The 13,097-nt window shown below is 41.5% G+C and carries 5 protein-coding genes and 1 pseudogene; 4 read left to right on the top strand and 2 right to left on the bottom strand.

The genetic code is table 11. From position 1 onward, the window contains the following. Nucleotides 1-38: 38 nt before the first annotated feature. Entirely contained in the window at nucleotides 39-4,118 is a 4,080-nt protein-coding gene (locus WDV75_RS09430) for an inverse autotransporter beta domain-containing protein (RefSeq protein WP_273559045.1), read from the bottom strand. 303 nt (nucleotides 4,119-4,421) lie between these two features. After that, nucleotides 4,422-5,960, bottom strand: a complete 1,539-nt coding sequence (murJ, locus tag WDV75_RS09425) for a murein biosynthesis integral membrane protein MurJ (RefSeq protein ID WP_273559047.1) — start codon at nucleotides 5,958-5,960, stop codon at nucleotides 4,422-4,424. Between the two features lie 838 nt (nucleotides 5,961-6,798). On the opposite strand from murJ, the gene WDV75_RS09420 reads away from it, so the two are divergent. The 4 genes and pseudogenes from WDV75_RS09420 to WDV75_RS09405 form a co-directional block, all read left to right on the top strand. Further along, a complete protein-coding gene (locus WDV75_RS09420) occupies nucleotides 6,799-8,745 on the top strand; it encodes a type VI secretion system Vgr family protein (RefSeq protein WP_273559048.1) in 1,947 nt (648 codons plus the stop codon). Between the two features lie 55 nt (nucleotides 8,746-8,800). Next, complete coding sequence (locus WDV75_RS09415; RefSeq protein ID WP_273559049.1) at nucleotides 8,801-11,386, top strand: DUF2169 domain-containing protein; 2,586 nt, start codon at nucleotides 8,801-8,803, stop codon at nucleotides 11,384-11,386. Then, entirely contained in the window at nucleotides 11,383-12,006 is a 624-nt protein-coding gene (locus tag WDV75_RS09410; protein ID WP_273559050.1) for a pentapeptide repeat-containing protein, read from the top strand. Before WDV75_RS09415 ends, WDV75_RS09410 begins: the two co-directional genes overlap by 4 nt. Beyond that, nucleotides 11,954-13,087 (top strand): annotated as a pseudogene (locus WDV75_RS09405) (DotU family type VI secretion system protein); the annotation flags it as partial. The gene WDV75_RS09410 and the pseudogene WDV75_RS09405, both read left to right, overlap by 53 nt. Between the last annotated feature and the right edge of the window lie 10 nt (nucleotides 13,088-13,097).

The following is a 13,097-nucleotide window of genomic DNA, read 5'->3' as shown; positions in this document are numbered from 1 at the left end:
GCATGACTAAACCATGCCAGTTTTTAATCAAGGTAAAATTAACCGTGATCGACACACATAGCATATCCTGGAGTCGTGTTATTACTATCAAATGAATGGGTGTTATTTTTTAGGTCATATATAAAATTCTGTCCCTTATTTTGAGACTGACCAACACCAATAATAAATTCAGGATTACCGACTATTCCATATTTAGAAATATCGCCAAACTCTGTTATAAGATCAATATCAGATCCAGATCCCCTATAGAGTTCATAATCTGTCATTTTTTGTGTAGCACCCGTGTCCGTAGCGCAATTAAAATCATTTGGAATGGTAATTAACCCATCGGGGGAGCCAAAAAAATACCTTTTTACGTTAAATTCATAGGTATATATATATTTGGCATTATTCGTCTTTTTAACCGTTGTTATCACTTTTAAGTTAGAAACAGCTGTAGATATAAAGTTAAATGAAATTATTCCCTTATCCCATCGACTATTAGTAGATGTATCACCAATCGATGTACCACCAGAATCTATTACTTTAGGATTCGCATCATAGTTCACGCTCTTGCTATTTTCGGCAATCGGTTTTCCTGTAGAAGCATCCACTAATTCGCCCTTCAGATTCTGAAATGTATTGTAGGGTTTATTCTGCTCTTTAAATATTTTTCCTGTTGGATATTTATCACTGAATACATGCAGCCCAGCGTTCAACGTCGGTGCTTCAAAAGCAACTTGTTGATTTGCCTGACTGGAAGTTGTTTTCCCCCTTCCTGCCGGTACTTCTAATTTTACCGTCAGACCGTCAGTAACTTGACCATTACTAATATCACCAATACCCACCTGGCTGCTTAGGGTAGCCGTAATTTGACCATTTGTGACTATATTGTCATTGTCACCTTTAATTTCCCATTCAGCCTGACCGTTATAGGTTCCAGGGGCAGGGTCCAGAGTCCACTTAGCCCCTTCTACCTTATACCCATCAGGTAGCGCGGTACCGTCAGCGTTAACCACTTTCGCCGTATAAGTATAATGTCCACCACTTCCCCCCGTTATGGGATGGTTAGGATCAAACGCAACATCAAGGCTGTCTATCTTTAAATTTTCCGTATCAAAATCCACAGCATCAGCACATTGTTCTGTTTCAGAGATCTCAACAGAGTTTTCATCAACAGCAGCAAGACACACGATAACGCCTGTCGCTACCGGATTTTTCTCACTGCTCCGCAGTTGAACTTTTAATGTGCCATCAGATTGAGCAGTCACTTCTCCCTTCTCTGATAACCAGGTATTTTGTGGAGTACCTTTTAACCGCCACTTAAATTTAATCTCTTGCCCGGTATAAGGTGTTTTACCATCAGCACCAACCACATGCGCAGTATAGTGATAAGCGTGTTGCGGATCTTTATCTCCATCCGCCGGAACTGTGCCGGTTTTTTCGGTAACGGTGGGTTTATGAATAGTTGGCCATTTGAATTCCACATCCACCGACGTCGCTGTTTCAACGCCTTCGACAGAAGCTTCTACCGTCACTGTTTGCGCCTGCGTACTGGTTAATGTTGTGGTAGCACTCCCATCACCCTGAGTTGTGCTGCTTGTTGGACTCAGTGTTACTCCTTTTTGATTGGGATTTTTTAAGGTCCAGTTAACTTGCTTATTAGGCTCCGAATTTTTACCCGTAGCATCCTTAACGTTAACGGTCAGGGTATAATTGTTACCCACCAATATGGGGCTTGATGGTGTCGGTGTTATTGACACCTGTTCCGGTTCGAAATCTACAGGTGGCTTTGCCTGAATCGGCTGTTGTTTTCCCACCGTGAGTGAAACGACAACCCCTTGGACTGCCTTAATGCTGGTTAAGGTTGCCGTTAATTGTCCTTTGTCATCGGTTGTCTTATCTGATTGATCTAGCGTGAGTTCAGGCATATTGTCGGGATGTTCTATCTTCCATGTCGCATTCGAAATGTTTTTCTTGAAAACAGGGTTTCTATCAAGACCTACGATAATCGCCGTATAGGTATATTTCTGGACACCATCTGCCGTGACTATCCCTCCTGACGGCTTGACCTGAATATCCCCTTTAACCTTATAATCTTGGGTATCCTCAGTAAAAGTCACCGGAGGTTGTGCAGGAACAGGCTGTTGGCCTTCAATGGACAGTGAAACCACCACATCTTGTATTGCCTCAATGCTTTTCAGGTAGGCAACTAATTCCCCCTGGTTACCCGTTGTATCCCCGTCATTCGTCAATTTGAGGTTCGGATTGGCACTCAAATCATGACCATTTCGTGTAACGCTCCATTTCACATTAGCAATTTTTTGGTTTCTCACCGGATTGTTATCACTGTCTAATACCACAGCGCTGTAGGTGTAAGTCTGGGTACCATTGGCTACCTGTGACGGTACTGACGGTGAAACCTTAACTACCTCGACGTGGAAATTGGCCGGATTTTCATCAAAACTAACCTCGCCGACTAACTGTGGCGGCTGGCTATCCAATTGCAGATACACTTTGACATCTTTATGTGGCCGGGTACTCATTAAAATTGGTTTGTGTTTGAAATGCCCATTTTCATCGAGTTCCACAGAATCTGAGGATTCCCAGCCAATCCATTGCAACCCCGTATCCGGGCCGGTTTTAGGATCGGTTATCCACAGAACGTGGCTAATGGTGGCATTTTTTATCGGTGCACGATTGACCGTATCAAAGGTGATCACAGGATCAAACGTATATCCGTCATTTTTATTCCCCGTCGCCGGCAATGGTCCCGTTGGAGTAAAGTTGTTGTTCCCTTCCTGTTGCTTCAGTATAAAGGGCCTGACAATCACGTGCATGGCGACAGGCGCTAATTTTTGATCATCTTCCAATTCGGCCAGAGCATAGATGGGGTAATTGTTATTTTGGTTACCACCGGATAAATATTTTGGCAGGGTGATTTTTATGGTGTGGCCGACGCGGGAAGACAGTTTTCCACCGTTTTTTTCAAAATCTTTGTTCGTCGTCCAATGAATCTGCTTAACAAAGGCATCAGAGGATAATTTGACGGTCACCTCGTGCTGCTCCTGGCTGTATCCAACAATTGTTTCCGGTAATGACAGTTGAGGAATCGGCTTTTTCTGGTGCTCAAGCACAATATGATTGTTTCTTTCTACCAAATCATAACGGCTGCCCGCTAATGCCCTTGCCGCCGCCACATTTTCTGGCGATAACTGCATACTTAGGGGAACACCCAGTTTATAGTTAAAATTCGCCAAAAACTGCGTTTCGCTGTGTCCACTTCCCCCTTGTTTATAATCCACCCCCAAGGTAAATAGCGGAACCGGAGTGTAAGACAGTCCCAATGTCGCCAGAACGGGGTTTTTCTGTTTTGTATTACGATTGAATAAAGTCACGTCATCGCCAAGATACTGCTGATAAGACAGTTTGGCGCCCAGATGAGGATAAGCAGGTAAGAAAAACTCCCCATTAATATCATAACCATTGGCTGGGCGTTCGTAATAACCGGCAAAATTCCGTGAATTTTTCCAGTTACTCAAGCGATAATAGGTGTTAGCGGACAATTTAATATAATCGCCCCCTATTTCTCCGCCCAGCCCAAGGCGTTGATTTTTCCCCGTCAGGTCATAGTCATAAAAGATATTCAGACCATACATCCAGTCCTGATAAAAATAACGACCACCTAACCCCAGATTCATGGTATTCCGGCTGTCTTTATTACGATAACCTAGTTGGGAAAAGAACAACCAATCTGCTTTATTATCATAAAGTGGCAGTAACAGATCGAATGAATTGTTTTTTAGCGTTCCCTTTCTATCCAGTCCAAAATTAATTCTGACAGTACCAAACTGTGATAACCATTTTTGTGTGCCGGAAGCGACTGTACTGTTAAATTGCCCTATCGCGTAGGATTTAGCTTGTTCTGCCAGTTCTGAAGGGGAAGATGACAGGATATTACCTGCCATTTGGATATTTTTAGTAATCACACTGGGTGGAGGATGATTGTTTTTTTTAACGCTCTCTTTTTTTTCAGACGCCAGATAATTATCGGCAAAGGAGTTTGTGATCGTATAGGGTACTAATGATGTGTAAAGGAAAAAGAATAAAACAGTGCCTTTGCCAATATACGATAACATATAAAAACACCTTATAAGTTTTGATATTAACTCACTTTTTTAGTTACTCTTAGCCATAAAAAAATTCAGATCTACGCCTATTATGATACTAGTTATTTATTCTATTTTTGCGTTATTAAAAACAGTTATCGCGTGATAACTGTTTTTAATAACCTATACCAATCTAACTTCAAGAACTGTGTGTGATTTCTCCCCGCTGCGTGGGGAGAAACAGCCCGCCAGAAGAAATTATGCAAATGTTGGTGCATTTCTCCCCACGCAGCGGGGAGAAACAATATGTATATTGAAGTGAGATGGATATAGTTACATCAATCCTCGTTGGGCAAAATCCTTCAATCGGAACCCCATCAAAGCCAGGGCAGCAAAATAACTCCCTGCCCCCGCAATCACAACCCCTATCAATCGTAGCAGGCGCAATGCCATATTGCCCTGATCCCAGGCAGGCATAAACCACAATATGGTCAGTAATACCCCAACCATGACCACAATTGCCACCGCCAACTTCAATAGGAAGATCCCCCATCCTGCCAACGGTTTAAAAATCTCACGCTTGCGCAATTGCCAATAAAGCATACTGGCATTGAAACAGGCAGCCAAACCGATAGAAAGCGCCAATCCCGCATGTTTTAATGGGCCAATAAAAGCAAGGTTCATTAACTGAGTCAAAATCAGGGTTGCAATCGCAATCTTGACTGGGGTTTTAATATCCTGACGGGAGTAAAAACCAGGAGCAAGGACTTTAACCACAATCAATCCCATCAAGCCAAAGCAGTACGCAATTAACGCCCGTTGTGTCATTTCTGCATCAAAGGCAGAAAAATTGCCGTATTGAAAGAGTGACACGGTTAAGGGTTCTGCCAGAATACCCAACGCCACCGCGCAAGGTAACGCCAACAAAAAGCAAAGGCGCAATCCCCAATCCATTAACTTTCTATATTCCTGGTGATCCCCGTTGGAAAAACTCTTTGCCAGTGAAGGCAGAAGGATCGTACCTAATGCTACTCCCAGCACTCCCGAAGGTAATTCCATTAAACGATCGGCATAATACATCCACGAAACCGAGCCAGAAACCAGAAATGAAGCAAAAATGGTGTTGATGATCAATGAAATTTGACTGACAGAAACCCCCAAAATAGCCGGCCCCATCTGGCGAATAACCCGCCATACGCCGCTGTCACGAAAGGAAATTCGTGGCAATACCAGCATACCTATTTTTTTCAGGTGCGGAAGCTGATAAGCCAATTGCAAAATACCACCAGCAATCACGGCCCAACCTAATGCCATCACAGGTGGATCACAGTAAGGAGCCACAAACAGCGAGAAAATGATCATGCTGATATTAAGCAATGTTGGTGCAAAAGCGGGCACAGAAAAGCGATTCCATGTATTGAGAATGGCTCCTGCTAACGAAGCTAACGATATCAAGAAAATATAAGGGAAGGTAATTCTGAGTAAATCACGGGTTAAAGTGAATTTATCCGGCGTATCTGTAAAACCTGGTGCCGTCACATAGATGATCCAAGGTGCGGCTATCACTCCTATCACGGTGACTATCGCCAAAATCAGCGTCAACATTCCTGATATATAGGCAATAAAAGTGCGTGTCGCTTCATCCCCCTGCTGATTTTTATACTCAGCAAGTATAGGTACAAACGCTTGTGAAAAAGCGCCCTCAGCAAAAATACGACGCAGTAAGTTAGGCAGTTTAAAGGCAACAAAAAAGGCATCTGTCGCTACGCCAGCACCAAATATACGAGCAATGATGGCATCACGAATAAAGCCCAAAACGCGGGAGAACATCGTCATTGAGCTGACCGCTGCCAGTGATTTCAGTAAATTCATGGTATTTTCTAAGATTAATTTTTATGAAATGAGCATAAAAGATGTAAAGCGATTAGCTCAAAGAAATCAAGATAATATTGTCAAATATTAATAAATTCCTTTCATTTCAAGGTTGGAAAACATAACAAATAGTTTACATACCGCTAAGCCGCCCTCCCCAATGTTAATGTTTTGACGCAAAAATGTTAACGCCATTTCCATTTATAGCATAGCAGGTATCTCTCACCCATGTTTTTTAACAAAAAGGAAACATCATAAAAAAAATAAATTTATATTTCTAATAGAAAAAAGCAGTTACTGATTTAAAAATCCTAAATTTTAGACTTATTTCAGTCGCTAATATCAAAGCGGCCTTTTCTAATAGAACTATGTTAACTAAATTAAAAAAATAATCTTTCTGATAAGACATTCAAGATTAACCAACCAACTCATCCCGTTTTTAAATACATTTAATAATTAATAGGTTATGCATTAAAACTTGAGAAAATAAATTTTCACCAACCTGCCTAAGCTATTTATAGCGTTAATTAAATCTGTGGATTTTAAATATTAACAAACATATAGACAGGCATGGTGATGAGTTTTAATTAAAATAATTAAATAAACTTATATATCGTATCAACAGAATTACACTTATAGATTGCAAACAGTAAACATTATGCTTAACTCATAAACAGATAAGCCATCATCTTATTATTATCCCTCCTATTGTATGTTCCTTACCTAAAAATAGTATGCTATCTTGATTTCACTCTTTTAACGCCAGTTTACCTATTTTACATCTATTCCTTACCGACAAGGAATATGCGGTAGCTTTAAGCAAAGTAAGGATATCCTTATGGAAAGACAGTTTATCGCACACGCCTCATTATCTGATAATACGTTATATTTCAAATCCCTTAGAGGAATAGAAAGATTATCTGAAGCCTATCAGTTTGAGATTGAATTATTGAGCGAAAAGAGGTTATCTGACCCAATATCGCTGCATAAGACGATATTAACGGTAGAGATAAAGAATGAATCAGCACAAACAAGATATCTAAGTGGTTATATAGAAAAGATATCCTATGCCCCATTCTATAAGTATGATGACAGGCTTTATTTATATACGGTGACTGTCAGACCTAAATTATGGGAATTAAAACAAAGTCTTGGTTATAGTATATGGCAAGATAATACTGTACCCGATATCATAGCCGAAATACTCAATAAGGCTAACATTCTATTTGAAAATCAGCTTGTTGAAAAATATCGCACATGGGAATATTGCGTCAAGCATAATGAAACTGATTTTGATTTTATCCATCGCCTGATGGAACATGAAGGAATTTACTATTATTTCAAACATGAAATGGGAAACCATACGATGATCTTGGTTGACGCGCCTCAATCACATGAGCCAATGCCTGGATATGAAAATATTTACTATATCAACAAGGGTGATTCACCAAAAGCACACATCAAAGAATATATCTACAATTGGGCTGTCTCCAGTATCACTATACCAAATACATACAGCCTTGATGACTACGATTTCCGTAAACCACGGGCTGAGTTATATGCCGCTACCCAGACCCCAATCAACTCTATTGATAACACAGAAATATTCATTTGGCCCGGGCGCTATGTAGAAAATGAACAAGGGCAGTTTTATGCCCGAGTTCGCCAGCAAGCTGCCGAAGCAACAAGTGAACTGGTTAATGGCAAAGGCTATGTGCTGGGAATCGCTCCGGGACATACTTTTACACTATCACTCCCCAATGACATCAAAGGCGATGATCATGGTGACTATTTAATTATAGGCGCACACTACTTTCTTTATGAAAAACCTTACATAGCCAGTTCTTCTGACGATACTTTTGATATCGTTACTGACGAAAGCCTTAATACATCCACTGACGACCTGTTTAATTCAAACGCCAATAAAAATACGATTCAATTTGAGGCAATTCCTGCTAACACTCATTGGAAACCACTGGCAGTGACACCGTGGCCAAAAGTGACCGGTCTTGAAACTGCCGTTGTTACCGGCCCCAAAAATAAACAAATATGGACTGACAAATACGGCCGTATAAAAGTGAAATTCCGTTGGGATAGGGATCACAAAAAAGATGATACCTGCTCTTTCTGGGTACGTGTTGCGAGCCATTGGGCCGGCTGGCGTTATGGCAGTATATGTGTCCCTCGTGTGGGCGAAGAAGTGGTTATCAGTTTCGTCAACGGTGATCCTGATAAACCTTTAGTGATTGGCAGCACTTATAACAATGAGAACATGCCTCCATGGGAACTACCTAAATATGAAACCCGCATTGGTATTATGTCGAATACCAAGGGAGGTAAGCATGATCAGGCAAATTATCTCTTTTTAGATGATGAACCAGATAAGGAATTATTTGATCTACATGCAGAACGGAATATGAATATCTCGGTGGAAAAAGATAAAAATGTCACTATTGATGGAAACCGTACGACTGAAATAAAAAAACAGCAAAAAGACACTGTGACTGGAGATGCTAACTTCACCTATAAGGCAAACCATGAAACAACCATTCAAGGCAAAGATACATTAACGATCAAAAATGGACGAAAAACCGAGATTAATGGTGGTGATACTTACACACTTAATGGGAGTTTAAACGCAAAAATTGAGGGGAATTGGGTGAAAAACATTACAGGAATGACGACAATCTCAAGCCCCAGTTCCATTAAGATAAAAAGCGATACCAATGTGGAAATAAATTCAAACACCACTATTTCAACTAGCAGCTTATATATCCTCAAATAATGACTATGTTCTAATAACTAACTCCATAAATAATTGCCAATACCTCCGGCTTGTTATGAAAATCATCAAACCGTTGCGCCTGAGTGTACTTTATCGACCTTATCGTTGGTTGCAAAGGAACCACATCGGAATTTCCATTATGGCACTGGCAGATATGGGAGCGAACCCACGCTTACGCCCGGAAACAGAACTTTGGCAACTTGCAGAAAATGAGTTGCAAACCTGTAATGGCGTTATCGATCTCGCTATGCCGAAACCGCGCGCTGAATTTTTGGCGACAGGATATGCCTATACCCACCACCAAGCTGATAAAACCACCTGTGCTGCACGTATTCAGATTGGACAATTGGACAAGACATTAGTTGCGTTTGGTGATCGCTATTGGATTGATGATTCTCCTTCAAAACCCCAACCCTTTACACAAATGCGATTAGACTGGAGCCGAGCGTTTGGGGGAGAAGGTTGTGAAGAAAACCCACACGGAATTGGTTTCACCTCAGAAGAACGGGATAACAGGCTGAAAATTCATCGTCTGCCCAATATTGAAGCCCTGCACCATCGCTTAACATCACAACGGCAATTGACATCACAACAGGAAATTCCCATTCCGGCCAGCTTTTGCCCTTTAGATTTTATATGGCCGCGTCGTTTTACCCGTATTGGAAAAAAATACGACAAAGCCTGGCTGGAAAATGAATTCCCCGGCTTTGCCAATGACATTGACTGGCGGATATTTAATGCTGCCCCCGAAGATCAATGGTGGGAAGAAAACACCACACTGCCAGAGAAAGCGGCGTGGCGCATTTGGAATATGCATCCAGAACAACCTATTCAGGAAGGCATTTTGCCTGCATGGAACGCACGTTGTTTTATCAAACGGTTGCGTCTTGATGAGGAGATTTTTGAAGAAGTCGTCATGCGCAACACAACGGTATGGTTCTTTCCTCACCTGGAAAAAATGGTTCTGGTTTGGCATGGCAGCGCACAAATTAATGAAGATGATGCCAGGGATGTCTTGCAAATGATATCGGCATTGGAATTAAGCGATAATCCTCGTCCGCCGAAACATTACCTGCATGTCCTTGAACAACGATTGGATAAAGAAAAAGGCGCCCTATACGCTTTTCGGGAAAAAGATCTTATCGCCGAAGAGATGATTGGCCCGTGGCTAGATACAGAAAAACCAGAAAATAGCTCACCATTGCGACAAAACTTGCAAAATCGTGAAAAACGTCTGCGTGAACAGCAACAAGAACGCTTGTCTGAATATGGCTACGATATCAATACGATACTGCCTGTTGATACAGAACCTCCCCCTCCTGCTCCAAAACTGGCTGAGTTACCGGAGTTTATGGAAAAAATCGAACAATATGCCACCGAAAAAAAGGCTGAGGCTGAATTACAGAAAGAAAAAGCAATGGCTTTAGCCAAAGAACAAGACAGTGATATTGAAAAAATAACGGCAAAGTCAGAACCCAAGGGGCCAGAAAACCTGCATCAGATGCGGGATATGTTACAAAAGCACCCATTAGGCTTCAATGATAAAGAGCTGGCACAAATCGAGCAAACACTACACTCAATGTATCTGTCTTCAGTACAGGCACAAAGCCCTGCCCTGCGCTTAACAGGTAGCCTGTCACAGATCATTCGTAAAAGAGTACAAAAAATCATGCTGCAAGGGGGAAATTTCACTGGCATGGATTTTACTGGCGCGGATTTGTCAGGTATGGATCTACGGGGAGCTAATTTCACTCGCACCTTATTGGAAAGCGCATGTTTAAACCATTGTCAGTTGGACGAAGCAAATTTCAACGAAGCCATGCTGGCGAGGACTGAAATTTGCAACGCCTCATTACGTGGCGCTAAATTAGATCATGCCAGCCTGTCGCTGGCTAAATGTGAACAGAGTAACTTTTCTTCCGCAAGTTTCACTGAAACCCAACTGCAAGAAACGCGATTTGACCATTGTCACTTTGACCATGCCCTGTTTACAGGACTATTTCTGCAAAAAATATTTATTACGCATTGCCAATTCCAATATTCACAGTGGAAAAACTGTACATTTATAGAGCTTGAACTTCCTGCTCTTAGCTTCAATCACACAAGCCTGAATAAAGTTTCGTTTATTAAGTGCAAGCTAACACAAGCAATTTTTGATTACGCAAAACTGGAAAGTTGTTCATGGGTGGAAACTAAAGCAAACGGTATCCGGTTTCAGTCAGCTAGATTGTTGACCTGCGCATTTGCCATGGACAGTGAGCTTAATCAAGCCGATTTCAGCCAGGCAACATTGACAGAATGTAATTTGCGCCAATTGCCGTTAGTCGGGGCGAAATTCTATGCCACAACCTTGAATAACACCGATCTCAGTGAATCCAACTGCCAGTTAGTTGATATGCAGTACCTTAATGCCGAAAAATGCCTGTTTATTAGGACAGATTTCCGGGGTGCCTTACTGAATAACGCTAACCTGATGAGCGCATTTATGCAGAAATGCAACTTCAATAATGCCGACTTACAGGGTGCCAACCTATTCCGCGCTGATATGTCCCAATCAATTATCAGCGATTCAACCTCAATTACAAATGCTTATATTAAACGCACCAAGACCTTGCCCAAACGGGATAAGGATGTGATATGAGTTCACTGACAGCCGATGAATTAGTAGACAAAATCAAGCAAGGTGAGGTTATTGAAAAAATCAGTTTGCAGAATATTTCCCTGACCGGACGTGACTTATCTGGCGGAATTTTTAAAGAAGTCGATTTTTCAGGTGCTGATTTTTCACGAACTTTAATAAAAGAAACAGGCTTTACCGAATGTCAGGCACAAGGCGCCATTTTCGACTCGGCTGTACTTGAGCAAAGCACGTTTGAACAGTGTAATCTGAAGCTCGCGGTCTTTAATAACAGCACATTAACCGGCAATGTATTCCATAAATCTGTTTTAGAAAAAACCCAATTTACAGCAACAAAACAGAAAAATAACCAGTTTGCATCTTGTTCACTGCAATATGCTGATTTCAGCCACAGTGACTTCGAACGAATCACATTTCTTGCCTCATCAATGGATCAAACAAGGTTTAGCCACGGTCACTTTTTTTTGGTCACTTTTTTTCGGCAGGATTTACGAACAAGCCATTTTTCTGCCAGTGAATTTAATAAAACTGTTTTTTTTGAATGCGATCTGCGTAAGCAAAATTTCCATAAACTCATTGTTAAATACGATCCCCCAGATCCGGCATTCAATTGTTCACCCTGATCCAACCCATTTACGCCAGCAACTGATTAATGAAATCCGGCGTTTTGAAGTGGAATGCCAACAGGTCAAACTGCCCTACAACGTGATCATTGGCGCCCGCTACTGTCTATGCACCGCATTGGATGAAGCCGCAGCACTTACGCCTTGGGGGGTGCGCAGTGTTTGGTCTGCCAGTGGCCTGCTCGTCACTTTTCATAATGAAACTTGGGGAGGCGAAAAATTTTTCCAGCTATTAGCCAAGTTGTCGCAAAATCCCAAAGATAACTTGTTCCTGTTAGAACTCATGTACTTCTGTCTCCTGCTTGGATTCGAAGGGCGCTATCGTGTCATCGATAACGGTCGTACTCAATTGGAAACCGTGAAGCAACGCTTATTCCAGTTAATAAGTTCGATTAGAGGTAATTATCCCATTGAATTATCAGAAAAAGGACAAACTATTACCTCACCAAATAAACCTAAATATATTTCCTTACCAGTATGGATATCTATAGCAATATTAGGTTTTCTGGTACTTCTCTTGTATATAAACCTGAACTGGAAGTTGAATGATAAGGTTAATCCCATTTTGGCTAAAATCTACCAGACTAATTTGCCTAATGTCACCGTTAGCGATAGGAGATTTTCACGCGCCCTGAACCTGCAAAACAGGCTACAGGATGAAATAGCCACAGGATTATTGGACGTCACTGACTTCCCTGATAGAAGCGTGATCACGCTAAAAGGCGCTGGTTTATTCAACACCAATGCTATTCAGATCAAAAGTCTCTATTTGGATGTCATCAGGCGGGTCGCTGAGGTATTAAACCATTTTAACGGCGAAATTCTGGTTGTTGGGTATACCGATAATATTCCCATTAATACCCGTTATTCCCGTTTTTCATCCAATGATGCCTTATCACTCGCAAGAGCCAAGTCTGTACAAAAAGAACTTCAGCGTTATCTGAACCAACCAGAAAGAGTCAAAACAGAGGGAAAAGGTGACCAAAATCCTTTAGTTCCCAATAATACTGCCAGTAATCGAGCCAAAAACAGGCGAGTTGAAATCACACTGTTGGCTTCTCCTGTAAGCCAAACGATGTAAGGAAATTAAG

This window comes from Xenorhabdus griffiniae, from assembly GCF_037265215.1.
Lineage (GTDB): Bacteria > Pseudomonadota > Gammaproteobacteria > Enterobacterales > Enterobacteriaceae > Xenorhabdus > Xenorhabdus griffiniae.
The sequence above is the reverse complement of the archived record's forward strand: the minus strand, read 5'-3'. Positions and strand labels throughout refer to the sequence as shown.